Below are 22,001 nucleotides of genomic sequence, written 5' to 3'. Positions count from 1 at the left end.
TATGATGCAATCTCAGTATAACGGTGCTCCTGGTCCCGGACAGGTTATTACTCAAGAGTTTACGGAGGTACTTGCGTCTACTGACCTTCAAGCTAAACTCCCAGGAGGGATTTTGCTGAAAAATGGGCAAGGGATCTTGAAAAAAGGGACGGTTATAGGCAGGATCACAGCGGCTGGAGAGGATAAAGACAAGGCAGTGGCTTACAGCGCTTCAGCAACAGATGGTTCCGAAGTAGCTTTATGCATTCTGGATAACGACCACGATACTACTCTTTCTGATATCGGCGCATCCGCATGGATTGCAGGAATTTTTGAATCATCTAAATTGACAGGCATTGATACAGCGGCTAAGACAGCGCTGAAGCTTTGCTACTTTGTATAAGGGGGATAAACATACATGGCAAACGTACTTGATCCATATTTCCTTACGGAAGTCGTTCAGAACATCCGAACGGATATTAACAGCTTTCGAGGGGCACAACTGCTAACCAATGGAGTTGACTTCAAACCGGAACTTGGACTCACTATTGAATATGACATCACCTATGACGACACAGGTATGACGCCACCTACTGGATTGAATGATCCTTCACCTATTCATACTCCACCTGTGGTGAAACACATGAACTTCACGAACCAAGAATGGAGAGAAAAGGTTGTTATCGACCGTGAAAAGATTGCTACTTTGAGAAAGCCAGGCAACAGTCTTGAGCAAAAGTGGGGCGAAGAATACATGATTGAGAAAATGGTTGGTCTGAACCTTCGCCTCGAGACACGGTTTGAGTGGATGAGATGGCAGTCATTAACAGGAAAACTTATTGTACCAGCCACATCCACCAAACCAGCCAGAACGATTGACTATGGTGTTCCAGCTAATAACAAGCCAACAGCATCCGTATTGTGGAGTAATACCGAAACAGCAGATCCATTGGCTGACTTAGATGGCTGGTCACTTCGATTCCGAGGAAGTGGGGCTCGTCCTGTTAAAATTATTGTTAATAAGAAAGTCGATATCTATTTGAAGCAGAATGCTAAAATCCGCGAATTGATCAAGTACACTTTTGGTAAAGATGTTGTCACTGACGGTTCGCTTGCTGAAATTGTCAGCCAAAATTTGAATGGTCTTAAGTATGAAGTTTACGATGGTGGTTACATTGATGACTCTGGCGTATTCTATCCGTTCATTCCAGATAATGCAGTAATCATAATCGGCCATGGTATGACAGGCTCAATTATGGATCTTGTGACTGGCCCGAATAACTATGAAGACATTTTCACCGGTCATACAGGAAAGTTTGCACTGACTAAGTTGATCCAAGGAGACCCCGATCAATGGCAAGCCATCAATGGTGCAACAGTGCTACCGCGTCTGAAATACGTTAACTGGCATATCTTCGCAACAGTGGCGTAAGAGAGGAGATCTAATTTATGACAACTGTAAGAGTATTGGTTGATGCTGTTGGGCAATACAATTCGGGGGACATCGTAACAGATGCCCCTGATGGTCTTGTAGATATCGCAAAGAAAGAAATCCGTAATGCGGCAACTGGACAATTGCTTGCGGAGATTGTAGATGGTGGGGCTCTTGATGGTTCTCCTTCAGAACGGGAGTTACAACTTCAGGCCGAATTAGAACAGTCCAAAGCGCGAGAAGCAGAATTACTTGAGCAAATTGATATTCTTCAGTCCGATGGTGAGTTGAAAGAATTGAAAGCCTCAGCTAAGGAATTGAAAATACCCGGATACACCAAAATGAGTATTGAAGAATTGAAACAGGCTATCAGTGCTGCTGGCGGTGGAGCAGATGGCAAATAAGATCCTCACTACGGAGACGTATCACGAGGAAATTAGAGGGCGTCTAGGCGTTGGTGAGGATGTAATATCCGATGCTGACATAGACGCTCTTTCTGTTTTACCCATTGGAGAATCGAGGATTGTGAAAGCCATTCCTGATTATGCTGAGTTAACTGGTGATGATCAAACTTATGTGTATGCAGCAGCCGTTTGTATGGTTGCTGCCATACTGGCCCCTTCCATGACAGCGAGAATCAAGAAGTCTAAAAAGGACTTTGACTTCTCTTTTGAAAATCAGGTTGTTGATTGGAAAAAGTACGCTGTTCAGCTTGTTGATGAAGCCTATGAGTTTATCGAGTCCATATCAACAGTGCAGCAAGGGACAAATGTTCCGGTATTCGGTGTAGCGGGGCCAACACGGACGAAAGAAGGGCGGCGTTACTGATGTTTAAAGATTTTGCCCATCGGCATTCACCATGTACCGTAAACGGCGAACCGGACATTGTCATTCTGTCCCGAGATACCAAGGCGACAACGATCATTGGCAAAGAATATATGTACAATGGTCTGTTTTCATCGAAATCACCTGTAAAGCAGGGAGATATAGTCCAGAATGACGATCATTTTTTAGTTCAGACATTGCGTCCAACAACGGAGAAAGATAAATATTGCTCTCTGATTAAAACGAACGCCATGGTCGAGGTGCAAAGATACCAGCAAGCTTACGATGCAAATGATAATCCGGTGGGCGATGCGGAATTCACGTCGGTCGCTGCTGATGTTGTTTGTTCTGCACAGTATGTCACAGCACAATTGCGACAACAGGAGCCGGGCTTGCTGCCGAGTACCGTGTTTACCTTGCAGTTACAGACGACAGTCGATGTAAGAGACCCTCAAGACTCAAGTCTATCCGCGCTTGACCGGATTGTAATGGGCGGGAAGACATACCAGGTAGATGTGGTAGATAGGATCAAGTATCCTAACTTGCTGCATGTTCAGCTTTCAGAGGATCGACGATGATTACAGGTTATGATGCAGCTCGGGCTGCTAAAGATTTGGAAAATAAGCTGGCTGTTGAGATTACCGGATTAACAAAGTTGGTCATGCTTACGGCTAAAAGCGGCATACGGTACTATCCGGCAGTTCGGGACCACTTGGAAATGCACATGTTTGTCCTGGCGAATCAGATGATTTCAGGCGACATCACAGCGGATTACTGGCAAGCATGGCTTGAGCAATTTGGTAAAGGCTCCAAGATGGCAGACAGCAGTCAAAACCCCGGATTGGTGACTTATATGAACAGTGAAGCGTGGAACCGACTGAGGTCCAAAGGTGATCGTGTTATTGTAGGTCGTTCCCGTGGAAAGTACCGGGCAATTGACGGAACAATGAAGGAATCAGGCGGGGGCTATGCTGGGGTGGACTTGGAAGAGCTCGCGGAGCGTGGTGAAATTGATCCTTCATTCAGGGCCACACCGCCAACCTACTTTTTGCGTATTGCAATCCAATCCAACCGGAAACGTATTTTGGAAGGCATTAGCCGTGTAATAACTGAGTTTCCGTATCACAGATACTTCAAGGAGGAGGTAAAGGAGTGAGCCTACAACTTATTGATGCTGTTCAGAATGCTTTAAAAGCAGATTCGGAACTTATGAGCATGCTGAAGCTTACTCCTTCATCACCCTCTGCTGAGGTAGTAAAGCGATTTACGAAAGGCATGGAGCCTGAGATAACGGTTTCTAAGGATACAGTTCCACATATCTGTCAATATGTCATGCCGGGACGTTACGCAACTAATCCGTTGGTATTCGAAGGTAAGTTTTGTATCGACTTTTACGGTAAGACAGCATATGAAGCAAAGCTTCTATTCGAAAGAGCATTCAAAACCCTGCACGAAAAAAGGTTGTTTGCACAGGGGTTTATGTCCTATCTTTGTGTGCTGGCCTATGACTCAGATTTTGCTACTGGTATACAAGGGGCCAAGGGGTACAAAGCAATTTTCGATGTTGATTACTTGAGAATGAATTGAGGTGAACTAAATTGACAGAAGAAGCAGTATGGAAAGCAACGGGAAGATCCGGTGATCACAATGGCGTTAACCATGTTGAATACGAGTTGCTTGATTCAGCGCAAAAGCGAGTTTCCTTGGCTAAAACAAATGTGTCCAGCATTGAAAAAGATGGGGTTAAAATTGAACCCGATGATCAAGAGACTCTATGGTTTAGCGAAGCGAACGCAACCAAAAAGTACAAATTTAATGTGCTTACTCTTGCTGGTACAACTTATGAAGCCGAATTGAATTGGACTCAACCTATACCACCTAAACCTGAACCCACTGAGTGGGACAAGCTGATAGAGGAGAAGATCATACTTGCTAAAGGGTTGGGTATTATGAGTGTTTGGAATCCAAAACAGGGTTACAAGCTAACCAAAGAGTACGTACGAATTGCGGAGATTGATAAGCGTTTATGGGAACTGGTCAAATAATCTGATCGGTTCTTTTTGTATTCACACATAAGGAGGATGAAAAATGCAACCTTTAGTATTTGATGGTGTAGGGTCAGCACAGGTCTATGAAGAAGGCGGAAGGCTTAAGTTTCTTGATGATAAAATTACTAAGGTAACTTTGCAATTGCAGTTTGATTGGGACAAAGTAATGGGTGGCGATAGTGGGTATGCATTCCACTACACCGCTAAGGATTTAGGGGATAAAGCTTCTATGGAGGTTCCGCGCTACTCTGATATTTTGGCTGAATTGTCTCAAGGGGCTGAATCAGAAAAAGGCACGGCGCAATTCGATGAAGTAGAGCAAGGATTTTTGAATGCTACTGATGGCTATAAATTAAAAGCACCCACGAAGTATAACGGAACTTTTGTCGCTAAGAGTGACCGTGTTTACTTAAAAGACACTGACACAGGAGAACTCATTGAACTGACTCGTGTTGCATCTGCCCCAACAGCAGAGCAGTACGTAATTACAGCTGATGGGAAAATTACATCTGACGTTGCAAACGAAGGGAAGTTAATCACCGTTACGTTCAAATGGTCAAAAGAGAATGCTACAAGAAGTAGCTTAAGCGGTAAACGCCGTCCGAAACCATTTAAACTGGTACATCGTTTTTCATTAACCGATGATCGGAATGGCAAAGAAGTCCCTTGCCAGCTCACTATTTGGAAGGCTCTCGGCGGCGGGACTTTGGATGTGTCCCAAGAGCGCAAAAAGCCAACTACCAATACATTGGCGCTGGAGATTATGGAACCGGATATCACGCAGGAAAACCCTAACGGATATGCAGTAGAAATCATTTTCGGTATCTAATTAATCACTAACTCAACCCCCTATCGCTCAGGTAGGGGGTTACATACATTGAGGAGGAAATTTAATGAGTACAGACAAACAGTTAGATAAAACACTTAATATCGGGACGGAAATCCCTCTTGGTGAGGGAATTGTAAAACACGTTAAAATCGGAACTATCGCTCTGATCCGTCAGGTGCGACAACTTATGAGTGGAAATGAGTATAAGTTCTCTTTTTCGATTGGACGTGAAAAATGGGATGCCACAGAAGATCGAGCCGAGGTCGATTGGCCTAAAGTTGAGGCATTGCATAAGGAAGCCTTTAATCTTGTGTTGGTAGAAGGACTGACAGAGGAAGAATACGAGAATGTAGACGAAGAGGGCATTAAGGAGTTGGACGGCCTCTTAGAACGATTTCTATAAGGAGTCGTTTCCACCTGATGAAGATTATGAGCCTGACGACGAAGACGACCAAGAGGTTACTGAGGATGATCGGGAAACGGACTGGATAGAACTTTGGGCTTTATGCGTGAGTAATGGTATTTCTGATTCAGAGTGGCCTAATATGACTATTCCAAAAATTAGAGCGTTAATGAAAGCCAAGAACAGAAACCGGGAATTTGAAATCATTCTTCACGGTGGCAATGTGGAAAACAAAAAGCCGAAGAAGGTCAAGACGTTATCTGATCTTGGTTTCTTCGCCAAGTAAATTAAGAGGCATCCGCAATCATGCAGGATGCCTCTTTTTCTGTATTTAGGTCAGGAAACTTTTCCTGAACCATTTGTGAGGTGAGTTAAGTGGCAGACTTAAATAAGGACGTAGTAGGCGCACGAATAAACCTGGATACCAGCAAGATATTACCTGCATTCAAGGTTATCGACAATGGAGCAAGAGCCAATGCTGAATCGTTTAAACTTCTAAATGCTGAATTAGGAATCAGCGAGAAAAATTTCAAATCCTTAGCCAGTAGTGCGGATAAGTTTGCTTTGAGTGCAGAAGACAGACGGAAGAAGATTCTCGCTGAATCCGAAGCTCTTGTAAAGCAGCGTACTGCACAGGCAGAATTAAATAATGCTCGGAAGAATCAACTGGACCAGGCGAATAAGATAACCGACGATAAACTCAGAGCACAGCAGGCCATTGTAAAAAAGCGTGAGGATGCAATTGAGCAGCAGGAACGAGAGCATCTAAAACGGATGGAGGCCCTTCAAAATAAGGCGACATCAACCGGACAGAAAGCCGCTAAAGTTTCAGGGGTAGGAACGGATGATAAGACGCGTGAACGTGTCCTCATGCAAGAACAGGCTATCCGTATGAAGTTGCAACAAAATGCGGATAAGGAAGCACAACAAGCAAGGAAGAACGCTCAGGATTATGAGAAGTTCTGGATAAACGCTCTGCGTGCTAGAGAACAGAAAGAAGCACAGGTTCGCGAAAAGGTGCTTCAAGAAGAACAGAAGATCCGTCGTTCACTGAGCCAAACCGAAGCACAGATGAAACAGACCTTCACTACAACGCCTAATTGGATGAGCCGAGTAGGAGACATGGCTACGCATGCGCTTGTATTCAACACAATGTATGCAGCCATGCACAAAGTGCAGGAAGCACTAAAAGAAGGATTGGTTGGGATAGAATCCAACATGGCGGGTTATATCCAAACAAATGAACATTACTTTTTAGAATATAACGAAGGCACTAAAGAAATGGTTATGAACACCGAAAAACTTCATGACCAGACGACCAAATTTATCCGGACGGCGCATGACCTTGGCTCGGAAATCATGGATGTTACCGAATCAGCACGTCTTTGGGGCCGGATGTATAAGGATGCAGGCGTAGTACAGGAAATGGTGCGTAAGTCTACAATGCTTTCCACTGTTGACCTTGTGTCCTTAGAAGATGCGACAAAATCAATGGAGTCTACATTTGCTCAGTATGGAGTGCAAATCAAGGACAGTAATGACGCTATGGTGTTGGGTGGGCGCGTTCTGGATTCTTGGTCCAAGGTTGCCCATGATACGATGGCACCAGCTAAAGACTTGGGAGCAGCCTTCGAGCGTACAGGTAAGATTGCTGCTGAAACAGGCGTAAGTTTCGACTTCATGAACGGTCTTATTTCAGCCGGTGTACGTAACACAGCGCTCTCTGGTGAAAATCTCGGTAACATGTGGAAGACAGTCTTGGGTACGATTCGTACCGACAAGGCTGTGGGAGAAATTGAACGCTTGGGTGTTGCAACCAAGGAAGTTGTTAATGGATCAGAGCAATGGAGAAAAGCAGAAGATATCTTGTTGGATCTTTCTACTAAAGTAATCGACAAAAACTATGATCTTACAAAGTCATATGCAGATATCTCTCGCGGCGTGTATCAGTATGCCAAATTGGCAGCTTCCCTTAATGCCGGGGATATTTTACTTGGTACAGCAGCCTCTATAGGCTCAACCGGATCGACAATGGAATACCTGAAAGTTCAAATGGATACTATTCAGCGTAAAGCAGCACAAACCAAGGCATCTTTGCTTGAGATATTTAACAATGCAGGCGACGACGGGCTAAGAAGAATGATCAAGAATGTCTTGGACGCGATTGACCAACTGCTTATTGGCCTTACCAAAGTACCGTCTGGTGTGTTTGAGGGTACGGCAGCTATTGGAGGTTTACTTCTAGCTTATAAAGCCCTCAGCGGGCCAATTATGAATGTAGTAGCTGCTGTGAAAGTACTTACAACAGCTAAGGTTACAGAAACATTGGCTGTTGCTGCCAACACTACAGCCAATGAAGTGAATATCGTTTCTTCTCAAGGAGCAACATTGTCTACCGTCCAACGTAGCGCAGCAACTCAGGCATCCACTGCTGCAACAACAGAGGCAACAATTGCAACTACAGCTATGACTAGGGCGCAAGCGTTATCCACTGTAACGATGGCTGCTGCTACAGCAGGTTTGACTTTGCTGGCTGGGGCAATTGCTCTTGTCATTTGGGAAAGTGGAAAAGAAGAAAAAGCAGCGCGTGAAAGAGCACAAAACTTGAAAGATGAAGATTCGGCAGCTCAACAAATGATAAGTCAGTATCAGCGACAAATTGACTTGCTTCCCAAACTTGTTAATGCTCATAAATCGCTTTCTGATTCGCTTAAAATTAGCGGTACCTCAATCGAGAGGCAAACTCAAATAAAAAAACAACTGGAAGAGGTCACAAAAGCATTAATTATAACAGTAGGCAAGGATGGAGCTAAACAGCTTGAATCCGCTAACTTTAGTGAAAAGGCCGTACAAATACAAGTTGACGCTTTGAACACACTGATTACAAAGCAAAATGAAGCGCGAAAGAACATGCTTACCGATCAACAAAATGAGATTAACAATCAGTTGAAAAAGAACACCGAAGAATTGGAGCAAACAAAAGAGAAACTCCTTAAAGTTAAAGACAGCCTAGCTTCACAAATGGGAGAGTTCTTTAAAAACGTTTTTACTGGAAAGAGTTTGGACGAAGCTTCTAACTCCGTTCAGCTGCTCCAGGACGAAGTAAATGGTTTAGAGAAGGAGAACCATAAACTTGCTGCCTCTGCCGCTGAAGTCGCAGTGCAGCTAGGCCAAGTTGCAGTTGATGCGGTTGATCAATTTGCAGGGAAGTCGGGTACAGCAGCTGAAAGTGCCAAAGCTCAGGCGGAAGCATTAGCAGATTTAAGAGAGCAAATTCAAGGCAATGGCACTGCTGTATCTGAGATGAATAATCTCTTGAGCGACCTTTCAAAAGGACAGTCTCTCAACGCCGCTGCTGCCACGGACCTAATATTAAAATATCCTCAACTTGCAGCAGAGATATATAAGACGAGCGATGGATGGAAGTTTGAAAAAGATGCTGTGGAAGTTCTCCGAAAAGCAAAAATTCAGAAAGCAATCGACGATTTGAAATCCGAGAAGGCTTCAGCGTTTAACACAAAAGTATCCACCGATGAACGATTAAAAGCTTATAGCATTGAAGCAGAGGCTATTAGAAATTTAGCTCAATTAAAAGCTGCTCTTAATGGTGTGATGGCTCAGAGTTCGTTGGAGGTTGCGAAAAGACAAACTGAACTTAATAGCATGACTGGCATTAGATCAGTTTTAAACGCTCCTTTCAAGAATCAACTTGATGTTGATAAGAAAAAACTGGATAACAAAAAAAAGCTTGATGAAATATACACTGATTATGAAAATCAAGCAAAATCCTTTGACACTCGGATTAACGCTTTATCGAAGCTCTACAAAGATCCTAAATTTGGAGTTAGTGATTCATCAAGCAAAGATAAAAAAGGGGGAAAAGGAAAGAGTGATGCAGAAAAATCGGCTGAAAAAGCAGCCAAGGAAGCTGCTGAGGCTCGTAAGGATTCTTACAGCGATGATATGGACAACTTCAAATACATCGCTGAACGTAATGAATGGTCTATAGATCAACAGGTTGCAGGATACAAACGATTGGCTCAGCGGCATAAGCAATATCTTATCGAAGATAAGGATGCAATGAAACAATGGAGCCGAGATGTTCAGAAGCTTAACGATTCCAGATATCAGGAAGATGTTGAGAACCTAGAGCGAAGAAGTGAACGCATGCGACAGGCCAATAAACAGGAAATTGAAATAGTTAAAACCAGCCTGGACTTTTACAAAAAGGAGCAAAATAAAAATTATCTTCTTCCTGCTAATCGTAGAGAGATTGCCAAACAAATCTACGATTTAACCGTCAAATACAATGAGCTACGCTATCAAAACAGTGAGAAGTGGATTGATAAAGAAACTTCTAAAATGGAGATGGCAGGGCAAAGCCAGATTGCTATCCTCAAAATGGAATATGACGCTTATATGCGTATGAGTAAGGCAAAGGATCGTACCGCCGAACAGAGTTTTGAGTTGCAGCAGAAGATTTATGAGAAACGTAAAGCTTTGGAAGATGAGTTCCTGTCCGACTTCCAAAAACGAATCAATTACCAAAAGAGTATGGAAGCTGTATCTGTTTCTGATCAACTCAATTTATGGACAAAAATGCAGGCTCTTTATAAAGAAGGATCAGAACAACGGATGGAAATTGATGTACAGGTTCATGACCTTAAAAAACAGCTTCTTGAAGATCAGAAGAAGGTTGTTGCCGAAGCAGCTAAAAAGGAGAAGGAGGCGCTTGAAAAGACTCGGGACGAGGAAGTAAAGCGTATCGAGGCGGAACGTGATGCTTTTATCGAAGCTCAGGACGCTAAAATTAAGGCCATAGACGACTTGCTTGCCAAGATGCAGACAGCTAATGAAGACGAGGACTATGATCGTGCTATGGCGGAGAAACAAGCACGTCTTGCCTTGCTCCAATCCGCCGTTGGTCCCGAGGGTATCGCTGAGCGCAAACAAACCGAGAAAGACATTGAGGATATGCAACGGGAACATAACCGGACGCTGGCAAAGCGCGGCTTGGAGGATCAAAAGAAAAAGCTTCAAGATGAGAAAACTGAGCGAGAAAAGGATTACAATGACCAGATTGAAGCTGCCAAACAGCATTATGATCAGCTTGCTGAAAAATACGATGAGTATTCAGACGGAGTTGAATCCAAAGCAGAAGATTTAAAAAATACTCAAATCTCAAAAGAAACTGAAAAGAACGCGGAGATTTTGCGTCAGTTGGATCAGTTTATTGCTGACTATCAGATGAAAATGGCTGAAATTAATGCAACCTCGTTGTCTGCTTCTTTGGATACAGGTTCCTCAATCTCTGAAAAAGATAGTGACTTGGCGCGATATAATTCCAATATTGATAAATGGTACTCGGCAGGCACTGCTGAGAAGGGCAAGCTGCACGAAGAAAATGCTGCTCTGCGGAATAAGTATGGCATTAAGAAGGATACAGGCAAGCTTCAAAAATTCCATTCTGGCGGGATCGTTCAGGGGGATCGAGGTGCAGAGGTTCCGGTAATTGCAAAGGCTGGAGAAATGTATCTGAACGATCAACAGCAAAGTAACCTGTTTAACCTCATTAGTTTCAAAATGCCAAGGCTTGATTTCTCTATGCCGAATTTCTCCATGGCTTTGGGGGAGGGGACAAATCCGCAGTATAACAACAATTACTACACAGTAACTTCAGGAGATACTTATATTGAAGACGAGTCCGCAGCAAAGGTGTTTTGGACCGAACGAGATAACCTGGTACGGAGGTTACAAGCGAGGGGAGGTAAGTCTTAATGATCGACGCTACGGCAGATGGCAAGTCTTTTAAATCCATTGGTTTGGGGTTGAAAAAGCACAATATACCCGTGCTACCTCCTACGAAAGATCATTCTCTAGAAATAGCTGAGCGTGATGGGGAATTGGATTTTGGCAGCACTTACGGAGCTAGGACAATTGACCTTGAATGTGTCGTAATGGCAGATGATACAACCCTTGATTACCATAGGAGAGTCGCCCAAGTGGCGGCTCTTTTTAATGCCAAAAAGGGGGATATCGTATTCACATTTTCGGACTTACCAGGAAGGCGATATATTGGACGCTATGCCGGAACATTGGATATCGAAAAAATACTTTGGGACGGAGAGTTAACTATACCAATCAAAATGGGTGAACATCCGTTTCCCGAGAGTGACGAGAACATTGAAGAGGTCACCATCACACAATCGCCGCAGACCGTTTCAGTTACATCAGTTGGCGACGAAAGGGCAAGTCCTGTTATTGTCCTGACCAACATCGGTAATAACGACATACGGAATTTCCGAATTGCGAATGAGTACCAAGTAGAATAGGAGGTCTTTATATTGGCAGACATATTACTAAGTAAGTCGAACTGGTGGAAAACAGCCTGTATTAATGCGGCCTTGCGTGGGATTAACTTTGCTTCTCCTCAAGCGCTATACATTGCCCTATACACCAGTAGTCCAACCGATGCGGATACAGGGCAGGAGGTAAGCGGTGGAGGCTATACGCGCCGTGCTATGACGTTCTCAGAACCAGTTATAGTGGATCGTAGAGCCGTTACTTCCAGCGTGGGGGAGGTCTCTTTCCCTATCGCTGGAGCAGATTGGGGATTGATAACACACATAGGCATTCGGACAGCAGCAACCGGGGGCAATCTTGTCTATCACGGTGCAGTCAAAACACCACGCACGGTCCAGACAAATGACACGATCAGGTTTCTGGCTGGGCAAATTAAAGTAGACGAAGGGTAGGTGTGAAACGTGGAAAAAATGTATCCACCAGTCGTCAACTCTCCTAAAACAGAGTTGACGGAATTGATTACGGACAAACAAACGGAAATTACTGTTGCTAATGCGTCTGTGCTGCTTCAAGGCGAAGGTATTGCCGTTTTGGGCAATGGAGATGCAGCAGAGACTATTATTTATACATCCGTCCAAGACAATGTTTTAAAAGGCTGTGTACGCGGTTTTGAAGGTGTTGCCCGTGCGTGGCCTGTTGGTACACGAATCGCCCGCAACTTCACGGCAGCGGACTGGAGAGCAGCTATAAACAATATCCAAGCTTTGCATGAGGAAGCAAGTTCAGAATCTCGTAAACCCATTACATTACAACCAGGTGTCCAAATCGTAAAAACAGACAAACAGACTGTATTTAATTTAGCAGGACTAACAGGTAAAACGGTAATCGACTATGACGGTCAAAAAGGCTTATTCGGTGTCCGTAACCCTTATGTAATTCGGTACGGAGAGAATTTGTTACCATCGTTTTATGAATGGACTGTGCATAGTAATGCTAAAGTAACAAATCCAAATGCACTAAGTCTTGTTACTGCACAAAGTACTCAGGAGCTTTCGTATTATGACTTTAGGGCTGTAATTGTCGGACAAAAATATACAGTTTCTTTTCAAGGGGCAGGCAAGGCGATTATATCCTTTGTGGATGCGACGAATTCAGCACCTACAAGGGTTATCGTTTCAGCCGCAACGCCTGTCACTTTTATAGTGCCTAATGGAACGGTATATATCCGTGTGTATGTGGGCAATCTCATAAGTTACACTGATGAAAACAATCCCTCCACATACACATATGCTGCGGGAACATATACGTTTAGTAATATGATGTTCAGCATTGGGGAGACAGTCAAGCCATTCAAGCCACGAGAAGACTCCATGCTGGCCTTGCAAACAGACCTGTACGCCGATCCAGTTACAGGAGCAAATGCTGATACGGTATTTGAGCGTGACGGGCAATATTACAAGGCCAAGAAGTGGAAAGGATTAACACTTGATGGTAACAGAGCGTGGGTGATCGGTGACGCAGCTGTTGGTGCTGGAGTCAGACAGGTAAAAGTGGTAGGTCTGGCGGCTGGTGCTGTGGCTGCAAGCGGTATTGTAACGAAGTTTGACGGTAAGATAGTACCCCAAGGGAGTACAGGCAACACAGCAGACACAAACGCAGTCACCGCAGCCGGAGACGTTTATATAGCTATTCCTGTTGCAGACAGCGGATGGGGAGACAATTATTCACCTACTCAGGACGACATCAGAGCCTACTTTTTTGGGTATAAGGCGTATGATGCAAACACCATTACTCCTGCCACTGCTCAAGCAGCTACAACGGCGACATGGACAGGAACGGGAACTAAGTATTGGGTGCAAAGAGTTGGCGCGGCTAATTTTACACAATCCGCACCGCAAACATCCTATGTAGGGTACACGCCTTATAAACTCGTATACCAACTTGCAACGCCTACTGTTGAGCCTATTGTAGCTGAGGGCCAGTTATCTTTTATTGAAGGAGATAATCAAGTTGAAGTAGGCACGGGTATAGTATTGCGCGAGAAAGCTACGCCTTTCGGTGCTTACATCAACGCGATTAATGCAGCAGGTGGAACAAGCAACCTTAAAAACAAGACGACTCGTATATTAGCTGTATATAAGTCGGGTATGCGTGACGGTTCTTGGTCACTACGTCCACATGTATTTAATGGGGAAGACTATATGTATGCAATGAATTTAGATGTAGATAACGGTTTTCCTTATACTGTTTCCTACATTACTCGTGACCGTTCGCCAGTTGCTTCATTCATAGGCACCTACGCCGCGAATGAAAAGACGCTGCTGTTGGATTTGGTGGACAGCGTACAACAAAACAATGCGCGCCTATCCGTGGTAGAGAATAAGAAAGCGGAGAAGGATGCCCCAGCATGGATTACGCTTACAACACTATCTAACGGTTGGGTAAATAGAGGGAATGCAGGAGATCATCTCGCATCATATTTCAAAGATAACTCCTCAATAGTTCGTGTGCGGGGGGTTATTAAATCAGGTGTTGTAAACACAGAGGTGTTTAGGCTACCGACAGATTATAGACCTGATAGTATATACCGCTTTCCCATCATCACTTATAACAGCAGTTCGGTTTTGGTAACAAGCTTTGTATCAGTTTCCCCTAATGGAAGTGTTCAAATAGCAGGGAATGCAGGTAACGATTATGTGATAATCGACGGAATTGAATTTTTGGCAGAACAATAAAGGAGGGACTAGACGTGAAAACAGTGCCTAAAGTAAATACTGAAGGTTTTTATTTTGATGTCGCACATGTGGAAGATGCCTTTTCGGGTGTCGTTCCTTTTTATGAACAACCAGAGACGATTATATATGATGGGGACGAGATCGAGAAGCCAGAGCCAGTTATAGCAGGGTATATCGTTGGCGTTCCTTTTCCAGAAGGCTTTGGTGCATATGTAACTGAGGATAAAACGTTTCGTTTTGATCTAGTGGCATGGAAAGCATACGAGACGGCTAAGGAGCAGCTCCCACCACCGGAACAACCAATCGTATGGGTGGAAGGGCTGAGTGCGGCAGAAATTGCGGAGTTGACCAAGGATGCGGCACAGGAGCAAGATGCATCCGCCGTTATCGGACAGCAATTATCTGAAATGAAATTACAGACGATGCAGCAACAACAGCTAATTAGTGGACTTGGAGCAGAACTAGCAGCAGCCAAATTAGAGTTAATTAATCTCAAAGGAGCTGGTCAATGATGAGTTTTTGGGCAATGGCTTTTAAATGGAAATGGGTAACGGCTGAGAAGTTGAAGGGTGCTGTTAAGACAGATTCAAATCCATTCGGTGAAATTACATCGGACGAATACAAGACCATAACAGGCGTGGACTTCCAGTAAGGAAAATTTTCCTTGCCTGACAGGAGGACGCTATGTTTAATGGTGGATTTAATAGCCTTGGTTTTAATACAGGAGATGTAGAAGGGAACATTATTGACCTTTCTGCATCTCTTTCTGGTTCCGGGCAAATGTACTCACGGAAGGTGGAGACAGCTGGAGCAGAAAACGATAATGCGTTCAATCTTATGTCGTTTAATGTGGATGAACCCGGTACGGTAACGGAATACATTTTGGAGTTTGTTTTGGATATGACAGCCGCGGCTAATCTGTCTGGTGAAGGACAGGCACAGGCTGATTTTGTCCGTGAGTATGCTTTGGAAGCCGTTCCTATGTCTGGCGAGGGACGCATAACTAATGCAGAATACGTTCGAGAAATTCTGATGCAAGCAGTACCCATGTCTGGGGAAGGAAGGATATCGGCGGAACTGTCGAAATTCCATACCGACTACATTGAGTTTACAGATGTGTTCAGGCCAGGAGAGGTAATTGTCATTGACTCAGGAAAATTCAAAATAACGAGAAATGGTCAGAATGTTTCCCATCTGTATAACGGAGACTTTTTCGATCTTAATCTCGGAAACAACAACCTGACCTGGACAGACCCAGAGACAGGCCGGACAGTTTTGTTCCGTATTACACACCGAGATAAATTCTTATATTAAGAGAGGTGGACTATGCCTACTCCAACTATGCAAGTGTTTGATAAAAACATGCGGCGCGTTGGGACGCTGGTGGACTCTTATGACATTCAGCGGCGGCGCAGGATTAACAGTGATTACGAATTAACATTTATGGTACCGATGACCAGTGAGGATTACCGTGAGAAAATAGCAATCAAGGGCCACGTTCGAGATGAGCGTGGTCAATTTTATGTCATTCAGTCTCGTAGCCGATCACGTGAGGGAAGGAAGCTAACGGCGAATATCTATTGTAACCATGTCATGTTTAAATTAAATGATTTCAAATTCCCTTATGCGTCTTATATCGCAGAAGCCTATGGTATCCATATTAGCCAGCTTACTGACCTGATTACAACGGCTACAGGTGGAAGATTCAAGTTTGTTATACACGACACATTCGACCTTCATGACGTTAAGGACTTCGGACGCGGCACTTGTCTTGAAGCACTAAATAAGATCATTCAGTTGTATGAGTGTGAGGTCGAACCAGACAACTTCACTATTAACCTGAGAAAAAAGATCGGAACCGACAGCGGATTACAGTACCGGCTTAAAAAGAATATCGTATCCAGTAGCTTTAAAGACAAGGGTGAGTCTCTGGTCACACGAATGTTCGCTCAGATGAAGGATGGACGCACATTTATTGGAATGGATGCGTCCAAACTGACCGACGAGGAGCGGAGTTTGCTTTCCGGCGTGCCAGGAACGATTGTAAATGGAAAGATGGCGGTGAACTATTTGATATCTCCTTATGCTCAGTATTGGGCTAGCGATTCGGTTCCTTTTTACGATGGGGAAATCATTGAACAGGACATAGAGGAACCAGAGGACTTGCTAAAGGCTACACGTAAGGCGCTTGCTGAACAGGAAAACGTGACGCTGGAGGTAACCGTATCGACGGCGGACCTGTTCAAAATAGACAATACTGAACCTAAACCAGCTTTGGGCGACAATGTAATGTGCATTGACCCGGCTATGGATATGAACAAACTCAAAGCCCGAATTACAGAACTTACAGAATATCCGTATAGCCGTGACAAACACAGCGAGCCTACGATATCCAATGTCAATTTACGGGACTATGCCGATATCATTTCTGACCTGGAGCGGAACAAAAATATTATCAATAACTTGTTTAGTAATGGAAAGATCCGAACGGAAGTATTTGAATCCTTTGCAAAGCAGGCCGTGATTGATATTGATAATTCCAAAACAGAAATCAAGTACGATCAACGCGGAATAATCCTACAGGACAAGACCAATGCTCAGAACCAAGTTATTATGACTTCAAACGGGGTAGTCCTAACAACAGATGGAGGGAAAACAGCAAGGACAGCAATTACAGCACGTGGCGTTGTTGCTGAACAGATTGTCGGGCAACTCGGTAACTTTGTATCCTTGGTGATTGGTAGTGGTAATAATGTAACCAAAATCAATACGAATGGAATAAGTGCAGGGAATGACGACTATACCATTGCGCCATTCCGAGTAGACATGCAGGGGAATGTTGTAGCTCGTTCGATTAAGTTGACTGGGCAGATAGACAACTCAGAAATGAACGCTTCAGATATAAGGGCTAGTACAGTTAATGCAAGTACGATACGAGGGAGTAAGTTAATCGGTAATGAGATCGAGGGCGGTATTATTACAGGAGCCTTATTCCGTACAGCCAAAGAGGGTAGGCGTATAGAGATAAACTCTAATGGTCTTACTGCTTATAACTTACGCGGTGGAGAAGCTATTTCATTAGGACAATATAATGATGGTGGAGCCTTACTCTTTATGGATAATGGCTCACCAAGAGGAAGTATTTTTGCTGATTCGAATGGATTCCATTTAGGAAATATGGCTGGTATGATTCTACGATCTATAGATGATATGGTTTATTTTCAAGGAGAAGTTGACTTCAATGACGCGACAGTTAACGGACTGGAAATAGATAAAATAATGAACTTAAAGCAAACTATCAGTAATTTGCAGAATGATATTTCAGAGATTCGCGGTGATCTGTTTAATGGTTTAATCACTAATGCCTCTTTCGATCCAAGTTCTAGGAATCTGAAACTATTTAGTCGGGGTAAAACTGTGGCTACAGTTAATATTCCTGCTGGAGGAAACTCTAGTAGTTCGACAACATGATGTTTACTGAACCTCCTGCCGATGGTAATATTAGGACATATATACTATGTAGGAGGTACGGATAATGAAAAAATGGTCTTATTTACTCAGCGGTGTGTTAATTGGTGCGGTTGTCGCTACGGCTGGAAGTGCATTTGCGGATCAACTAAAATCTTTAGTCGGGCAAACAGTAGCAGGAGAGTACACTGTGAAGGTCAATGGAAACTCTCTGTCGGAAAGTGCGATAGTAGTTGACGGAAAAGCACATGTACCTTTGAGAGCTGTGTCTGACTCTCTAGGAGTGAACTTAAAAGTGGATGGTAAAACAATTCAGATTACTAATGGAACTGCCGATACGGAACCTGTAAATACGGCTTCAACAGGAAAATATGAAGGGTGGTCCAAAGAAAAGCTGAATGGGCGAAAGGCCGAACTTGAAAAATATTTATCCGATACCGAAAAAGATCGTGACAAGGCTGTTTCTAACCTTCAGAAGATATCGAACATGAATACCGCAGTGTCTGATGATATTTTGGCGATCAGAAGTGAAACCAAGAAGAATACAGAAATCGGCATACAAGAAGCTGAAACTAATATAGCTAAATATAAGACTGAACTAGAAGAAATAAATAAAGCTATAGCTTCACTGAAATAAAATAGAAACGAATAGACCGTTAGCGGAGGCATTTAGATGAATAAAAAGATGTATACGTTTATAGGTGCTTTACTCGGGGTACTGCTAGCTACTTCTGGTGGAGCTGCGGCAGATCAAGTGAAATCACTAGTTGGGAAGACTGTTGCAGGGGAATACAATGTGAGAGTAAATGGAACAACATTGTCTGAAAACGCTATTGCCGTCGATGGTACAGCGTATGTACCTTTGCGCTCGATCTCAGAATCTTTGGGGGCGAACCTAGTGGTGAAGGGGAAAACTATTGAAATTACAACAGTAACTCCTTCTTCTAATGTGGTTGTTAAAGAGCAGTCACAAGCTATAGCTTTGAAAGATAACCCATATACCAATTGGTCCAAGGAACTAATTGTGAAGCATATTGGAACTGTGGAGGAATTGATCGATATATATAATAATGAGGTTAAAAAATATGAAAAGTCATTGACTGACACAAAAAGAAGAATAGGTGCGGCAGGCGACGATCAAAAACTTATTGAACGCATTGAAAAAAGCGTCACTGAGACAGAGAAAGAATTACAAGAATCCAAAGACGGTTTATTTGAGCACAAAAAAGAGCTAGAACAACTTAAAGCAGCATTAGCTACTAAATAAATAAGTAGTAATCTAGAAGCAAACAAAAATTATATACTGTATACACAAAAGCCCTCTTAAACAGAGGGCTTTTACTTTTATAAAAGAGGATAGTATTAGACTGCTTTCAATAAAGAAACAACCTATATCTTAATACGTCTATTGAATCGGAACGCAAATTTCGCAATAATGATTATTAATAAGTTCAACTGTATATCGCTCCAAGATAGGTCTGGTTTCATCTAAGCTGAACCTTTGATTTTCCAACTCCAGGAATATTTCAGCCCAAGCTTTTTGAACAGCTTCTGCTGTATGATTTATCTTAAAAACAGCGTATCTTCCTCCACTAATGTTGCTCAGGATTACTTCATCAGCATCAACACAGTAATCATTTGGAACAACCAAACACGCATCGTAGCGACAATTTTCCGGTTTTACAAATGCAGGATTATCTTGGGCAATACCGAGGATAATAGACGTATTATTAAATAATTCATTAGATTCAACCCAGAATTTAAATTTCTCCATTAGTTGTGAATTTGCAATTCCATAAGGACCAATCTGTCTCATGTATACAATTCTACAAGACGGTATTTTTTCAATTTCAGCCTTCATATTTTCTTCTCTTTCTTTTTAAAGTACATCGATGTCTGAAACCATCTTATAATGCTTTAAAATGATAAACAACTCCATTTTAAAAATAGTCAAATTAGCGCCTAATGCCCAAAGAGTAGGCTTATAGCGCCTGCTCAACAATCATGTCCCGTTAGTTGAATAGTCTTCACCGTTATACTCTCATTAAGTAAAGTACGGAAAGTGATCATGCATAAAATGAGTCAAAGCATCCTCGATGTTTCTATGCAGGCTCATATATTGGAATAAGATATCCAAGGTGAGTACGGTTTTAGATTCCTCAATACTAATAGTCCAGGTTGGTGGCTCTTCAGGATTATAACTAAATTCCCTAATGATACCGTATGCTATACCTAGATCCTCTAGCCCGTTAATTATCTTGTGTAGAATCTGATCAATCTCGCCTGTCAGTTGGTCAATATGAATCTCACTCTGTTCCCAAGTATTTTTATCATTCCAGTTATCCATTGCCTATTAACCTCCATATGTCATTGATTAAGCCAACAAGTATGTAACAATCATCTCTATGTTGGTTTAACTATGTCACCCAACACTTTGGCACATCTAAAAATAGCTATTCATTTTCTTTACGCTTATATTCTATAATTCGCTGAAGAGAAATATGAATTGCCCTGAGATAACTTACTATGGTTATAAAACCGATCACTAAAATAATTATGAGTAGATCCATGGGTAACTCGATCCTAACTCAAACAAAAGATTATTCCCCATATTACCATAATTGGAACTATACTTCCTGTTAGTTTGAAAACGTATGGTCTGTTTACAACTTTATTTTCACTGATTTATGTTTCCCTTTAAAATCCGCAGCGTTACAGCAACAGTACCAATTTAAGATATAAGTATGAAAGCCTCTGATAACTCAGGGGCTTATTTTGCGTACAAAGAAAGGTGAGATCAGTAATGGATATACTTACAATTCATGGAGTGCGAGGATTTATTGATGGAAATGGTACAGCTCAACTGAATTTAGGAGATACAGTGCGCGGCCTTGGATTTACTAAGTGCGAAACCAAGAACGGGAAGGAATACAACAGCATCCGGTGGGAACGCATTTTTGAATACCTGGATGAGTTTGGTTTCGACCACAAGTGGGCGAAAGAATCTTATATACCTGAGAATGTTTTCTATCGTCTTGCAATGAAGGCAAAAGTGAAGTAGCTGAAGCATTTCAGGCTAAGGTGGCAGATGAGGTACTACCTTCTATTAGAAAGACCGGAGGATACATAGCGAACGAAAATGCATTCATTGAAACATATCTCCCTTTTGCTGACGACCAGACCAGAGCCATGTTCAAACAGACTTTAGCGGTTGTGCGACAACAAAACGAAGTAATCATATCCCAACGTGAAGAAATTGAATATAAAGAGACGGTCATTGTCGGGTTAGTTGATGATATCGACCTTGCTGCCAAGCGACAAATTTTAAATAGAGTTGTCCGTAGAGGTGGGAAGAGGTATCAAGAACGCTGGCGTGAGCTGTACAAACAATTCGAGATGAAATATCACATCAATTTATCTGCTCGCTTGGATCGCTATAACGAAAATAACAAGCCGAAATTGAAAAATAAAATTGAATACATTGACAAAGTGATGGAAAAGATTCCAGAGCTTTATGAAATTGCGGCGAAGCTCTATGAGAACGATGTGAAAGAGCTTGCTCAGGAACTGTATGAATTGAACGCAAGATAGTAAAACTCACAAGAAAGGCGATGACCTTAATGTCAGATAAAATGATTGAGTCTAACCCAAAGGAACTTGTTCGCTTGTTTGAAATCATCAATCAGTTCGGATCAACCTGTAGTTTGGAGTTTCAAATTGAGGGACAAGCCGATCCGCTGATGGGAATGGTTGATGAAAAAATCATTCCTGAGTTTTATGAAGGAGATGGTACTGGAGCTGCAATAGCTTTAGAACTTGGAGCCACTACTTTTTCTTTTGAAATCGAAAAACATAAATTTTCGAAATATATTTCCGAGATGCAGTTCACCATATGTATTGTAGGCTCGGGATATGCAGTTTGGTTCAATAGCGGTGTAATTCCGCCAGAAGGTATTTCCATAGCAAAACAATGACGGCA

26 protein-coding genes are annotated in these 22,001 nt (G+C 42.7%); 24 read left to right on the top strand and 2 right to left on the bottom strand.

Annotation, left to right across the window (positions count from 1 at the left end; genetic code table 11):
- Window position 1 precedes the first annotated feature (1 nt).
- The 21 genes from MKX30_RS04895 to MKX30_RS04795 all read left to right on the top strand — a co-directional run bounded on the left by MKX30_RS04895 (window position 2) and on the right by MKX30_RS04795 (window position 19,289).
- Window positions 2–382 carry a head decoration protein gene (locus tag MKX30_RS04895; RefSeq protein ID WP_076158392.1) on the top strand — a complete coding sequence of 127 codons (381 nt, stop codon included), beginning with the start codon at window positions 2–4 and terminating at the stop codon, window positions 380–382.
- 15 nt (window positions 383–397) lie between these two features.
- Window positions 398–1,411, top strand: coding sequence for a major capsid protein (locus tag MKX30_RS04890; RefSeq protein ID WP_279832284.1), 1,014 nt, complete (start codon window positions 398–400; stop codon window positions 1,409–1,411).
- A 17-nt stretch (window positions 1,412–1,428) separates the two neighbouring features.
- Window positions 1,429–1,815 carry a hypothetical protein gene (locus MKX30_RS04885; protein ID WP_341057479.1) on the top strand — a complete coding sequence of 129 codons (387 nt, stop codon included), beginning with the start codon at window positions 1,429–1,431 and terminating at the stop codon, window positions 1,813–1,815.
- Window positions 1,805–2,239, top strand: coding sequence for a hypothetical protein (locus MKX30_RS04880; protein ID WP_279832290.1), 435 nt, complete (start codon window positions 1,805–1,807; stop codon window positions 2,237–2,239). Before MKX30_RS04885 ends, MKX30_RS04880 begins: the two co-directional genes overlap by 11 nt.
- On the top strand, window positions 2,239–2,814 hold the full coding sequence (locus MKX30_RS04875; protein ID WP_341062521.1) for a hypothetical protein: 576 nt from the start codon (window positions 2,239–2,241) through the stop codon (window positions 2,812–2,814). The genes MKX30_RS04880 and MKX30_RS04875 overlap by 1 nt, the downstream gene beginning before the upstream one ends.
- The gene (locus MKX30_RS04870) at window positions 2,811–3,392 is read left to right on the top strand and encodes a hypothetical protein (RefSeq protein ID WP_076158380.1); all 582 of its coding nucleotides are present in this window, start codon (window positions 2,811–2,813) and stop codon (window positions 3,390–3,392) included. The genes MKX30_RS04875 and MKX30_RS04870 overlap by 4 nt, the downstream gene beginning before the upstream one ends.
- Complete coding sequence (locus MKX30_RS04865; RefSeq protein ID WP_076158377.1) at window positions 3,389–3,823, top strand: hypothetical protein; 435 nt, start codon at window positions 3,389–3,391, stop codon at window positions 3,821–3,823. Before MKX30_RS04870 ends, MKX30_RS04865 begins: the two co-directional genes overlap by 4 nt.
- Before the next feature lie 11 nt (window positions 3,824–3,834).
- The gene (locus tag MKX30_RS04860) at window positions 3,835–4,281 is read left to right on the top strand and encodes a hypothetical protein (protein WP_076158374.1); all 447 of its coding nucleotides are present in this window, start codon (window positions 3,835–3,837) and stop codon (window positions 4,279–4,281) included.
- A gap of 43 nt (window positions 4,282–4,324) precedes the next feature.
- Entirely contained in the window at window positions 4,325–5,113 is a 789-nt protein-coding gene (locus tag MKX30_RS04855) for a hypothetical protein (protein WP_076158371.1), read from the top strand.
- A 64-nt stretch (window positions 5,114–5,177) separates the two neighbouring features.
- Entirely contained in the window at window positions 5,178–5,516 is a 339-nt protein-coding gene (locus tag MKX30_RS04850) for a hypothetical protein (RefSeq protein WP_071558615.1), read from the top strand.
- A gap of 142 nt (window positions 5,517–5,658) precedes the next feature.
- Window positions 5,659–5,802, top strand: coding sequence for a hypothetical protein (locus MKX30_RS04845; protein ID WP_167518779.1), 144 nt, complete (start codon window positions 5,659–5,661; stop codon window positions 5,800–5,802).
- An 89-nt stretch (window positions 5,803–5,891) separates the two neighbouring features.
- Complete coding sequence (locus tag MKX30_RS04840; protein ID WP_341062517.1) at window positions 5,892–11,294, top strand: phage tail tape measure protein; 5,403 nt, start codon at window positions 5,892–5,894, stop codon at window positions 11,292–11,294.
- Complete coding sequence (locus MKX30_RS04835; protein WP_341062516.1) at window positions 11,294–11,848, top strand: phage tail domain-containing protein; 555 nt, start codon at window positions 11,294–11,296, stop codon at window positions 11,846–11,848. The genes MKX30_RS04840 and MKX30_RS04835 overlap by 1 nt, the downstream gene beginning before the upstream one ends.
- A gap of 12 nt (window positions 11,849–11,860) precedes the next feature.
- Window positions 11,861–12,271: a phage tail fiber protein gene (locus tag MKX30_RS04830; protein ID WP_076264650.1), complete on the top strand. Its 411-nt coding sequence runs from the start codon at window positions 11,861–11,863 to the stop codon at window positions 12,269–12,271.
- A gap of 18 nt (window positions 12,272–12,289) precedes the next feature.
- Window positions 12,290–14,554 carry a hypothetical protein gene (locus MKX30_RS04825; protein WP_371917982.1) on the top strand — a complete coding sequence of 755 codons (2,265 nt, stop codon included), beginning with the start codon at window positions 12,290–12,292 and terminating at the stop codon, window positions 14,552–14,554.
- 14 nt (window positions 14,555–14,568) lie between these two features.
- On the top strand, window positions 14,569–15,066 hold the full coding sequence (locus MKX30_RS04820; protein ID WP_076264649.1) for a hypothetical protein: 498 nt from the start codon (window positions 14,569–14,571) through the stop codon (window positions 15,064–15,066).
- Window positions 15,066–15,206 carry an XkdX family protein gene (locus MKX30_RS04815; protein WP_076264789.1) on the top strand — a complete coding sequence of 47 codons (141 nt, stop codon included), beginning with the start codon at window positions 15,066–15,068 and terminating at the stop codon, window positions 15,204–15,206. Before MKX30_RS04820 ends, MKX30_RS04815 begins: the two co-directional genes overlap by 1 nt.
- A 32-nt stretch (window positions 15,207–15,238) precedes the next feature.
- Window positions 15,239–15,868, top strand: a complete 630-nt coding sequence (locus tag MKX30_RS04810) for a phage distal tail protein (protein WP_076264648.1) — start codon at window positions 15,239–15,241, stop codon at window positions 15,866–15,868.
- A 12-nt stretch (window positions 15,869–15,880) separates the two neighbouring features.
- Window positions 15,881–18,025: a phage tail protein gene (locus tag MKX30_RS04805; protein WP_076264647.1), complete on the top strand. Its 2,145-nt coding sequence runs from the start codon at window positions 15,881–15,883 to the stop codon at window positions 18,023–18,025.
- A gap of 64 nt (window positions 18,026–18,089) precedes the next feature.
- Window positions 18,090–18,659 carry a 2,' 3'-cyclic nucleotide 2'-phosphodiesterase gene (locus MKX30_RS04800; RefSeq protein WP_076264646.1) on the top strand — a complete coding sequence of 190 codons (570 nt, stop codon included), beginning with the start codon at window positions 18,090–18,092 and terminating at the stop codon, window positions 18,657–18,659.
- A gap of 36 nt (window positions 18,660–18,695) precedes the next feature.
- The gene (locus tag MKX30_RS04795) at window positions 18,696–19,289 is read left to right on the top strand and encodes a stalk domain-containing protein (RefSeq protein ID WP_076264645.1); all 594 of its coding nucleotides are present in this window, start codon (window positions 18,696–18,698) and stop codon (window positions 19,287–19,289) included.
- Window positions 19,290–19,427: 138 nt separating this feature from the next.
- Here MKX30_RS04795 and MKX30_RS04790 read toward each other — a convergent pair whose 3' ends face one another.
- Complete coding sequence (locus MKX30_RS04790; protein WP_076264644.1) at window positions 19,428–19,883, bottom strand: AraC family transcriptional regulator; 456 nt, start codon at window positions 19,881–19,883, stop codon at window positions 19,428–19,430.
- Window positions 19,884–20,066: 183 nt separating this feature from the next.
- On the bottom strand, window positions 20,067–20,369 hold the full coding sequence (locus MKX30_RS04785) for a hypothetical protein (RefSeq protein WP_076264643.1): 303 nt from the start codon (window positions 20,367–20,369) through the stop codon (window positions 20,067–20,069).
- Between the two features lie 456 nt (window positions 20,370–20,825).
- Here MKX30_RS04785 and MKX30_RS04780 point away from each other — a divergent pair, with 456 nt between their 5' ends.
- From MKX30_RS04780 to MKX30_RS04770, 3 genes are read left to right on the top strand one after another with little or no spacing between them, the layout of a single operon-like run.
- Entirely contained in the window at window positions 20,826–21,083 is a 258-nt protein-coding gene (locus MKX30_RS04780) for a hypothetical protein (protein ID WP_341062513.1), read from the top strand.
- A gap of 20 nt (window positions 21,084–21,103) precedes the next feature.
- The gene (locus tag MKX30_RS04775; protein WP_341062512.1) at window positions 21,104–21,613 is read left to right on the top strand and encodes a hypothetical protein; all 510 of its coding nucleotides are present in this window, start codon (window positions 21,104–21,106) and stop codon (window positions 21,611–21,613) included.
- 29 nt (window positions 21,614–21,642) lie between these two features.
- Window positions 21,643–21,996: a hypothetical protein gene (locus MKX30_RS04770; RefSeq protein WP_076158327.1), complete on the top strand. Its 354-nt coding sequence runs from the start codon at window positions 21,643–21,645 to the stop codon at window positions 21,994–21,996.
- Window positions 21,997–22,001: the final 5 nt, after the last annotated feature.

Source organism: Paenibacillus sp. FSL P2-0173, from assembly GCF_038008045.1.
GTDB lineage: Bacteria > Bacillota > Bacilli > Paenibacillales > Paenibacillaceae > Paenibacillus > Paenibacillus polymyxa_B.
Note: the sequence above shows the minus strand (reverse complement) of the source record. Positions and strands in the feature narration are given on the sequence as shown.

Bases quoted from the DNA above. Each gene is read 5' to 3' on its own strand.
- MKX30_RS04895 (WP_076158392.1), top strand. From the start codon at position 2: ATGATGCAATCTCAGTATAACGGTGCTCCTGGTCCCGGACAGGTTATT.
- MKX30_RS04890 (WP_279832284.1), top strand. From the start codon at position 398: ATGGCAAACGTACTTGATCCATATTTCCTTACGGAAGTCGTTCAGAAC.
- MKX30_RS04885 (WP_341057479.1), top strand. From the start codon at position 1,429: ATGACAACTGTAAGAGTATTGGTTGATGCTGTTGGGCAATACAATTCG.
- MKX30_RS04880 (WP_279832290.1), top strand. From the start codon at position 1,805: ATGGCAAATAAGATCCTCACTACGGAGACGTATCACGAGGAAATTAGA.
- MKX30_RS04875 (WP_341062521.1), top strand. From the start codon at position 2,239: ATGTTTAAAGATTTTGCCCATCGGCATTCACCATGTACCGTAAACGGC.
- MKX30_RS04870 (WP_076158380.1), top strand. From the start codon at position 2,811: ATGATTACAGGTTATGATGCAGCTCGGGCTGCTAAAGATTTGGAAAAT.
- MKX30_RS04855 (WP_076158371.1), top strand. From the start codon at position 4,325: ATGCAACCTTTAGTATTTGATGGTGTAGGGTCAGCACAGGTCTATGAA.
- MKX30_RS04850 (WP_071558615.1), top strand. From the start codon at position 5,178: ATGAGTACAGACAAACAGTTAGATAAAACACTTAATATCGGGACGGAA.
- MKX30_RS04845 (WP_167518779.1), top strand. From the start codon at position 5,659: ATGACTATTCCAAAAATTAGAGCGTTAATGAAAGCCAAGAACAGAAAC.
- MKX30_RS04835 (WP_341062516.1), top strand. From the start codon at position 11,294: ATGATCGACGCTACGGCAGATGGCAAGTCTTTTAAATCCATTGGTTTG.
- MKX30_RS04825 (WP_371917982.1), top strand. From the start codon at position 12,290: ATGTATCCACCAGTCGTCAACTCTCCTAAAACAGAGTTGACGGAATTG.
- MKX30_RS04815 (WP_076264789.1), top strand. From the start codon at position 15,066: ATGAGTTTTTGGGCAATGGCTTTTAAATGGAAATGGGTAACGGCTGAG.
- MKX30_RS04810 (WP_076264648.1), top strand. From the start codon at position 15,239: ATGTTTAATGGTGGATTTAATAGCCTTGGTTTTAATACAGGAGATGTA.
- MKX30_RS04805 (WP_076264647.1), top strand. From the start codon at position 15,881: ATGCCTACTCCAACTATGCAAGTGTTTGATAAAAACATGCGGCGCGTT.
- MKX30_RS04800 (WP_076264646.1), top strand. From the start codon at position 18,090: ATGAAAAAATGGTCTTATTTACTCAGCGGTGTGTTAATTGGTGCGGTT.
- MKX30_RS04795 (WP_076264645.1), top strand. From the start codon at position 18,696: ATGAATAAAAAGATGTATACGTTTATAGGTGCTTTACTCGGGGTACTG.
- MKX30_RS04790 (WP_076264644.1), bottom strand. From the start codon at position 19,883: ATGAAGGCTGAAATTGAAAAAATACCGTCTTGTAGAATTGTATACATG.
- MKX30_RS04785 (WP_076264643.1), bottom strand. From the start codon at position 20,369: ATGGATAACTGGAATGATAAAAATACTTGGGAACAGAGTGAGATTCAT.
- MKX30_RS04780 (WP_341062513.1), top strand. From the start codon at position 20,826: ATGGATATACTTACAATTCATGGAGTGCGAGGATTTATTGATGGAAAT.
- MKX30_RS04770 (WP_076158327.1), top strand. From the start codon at position 21,643: ATGTCAGATAAAATGATTGAGTCTAACCCAAAGGAACTTGTTCGCTTG.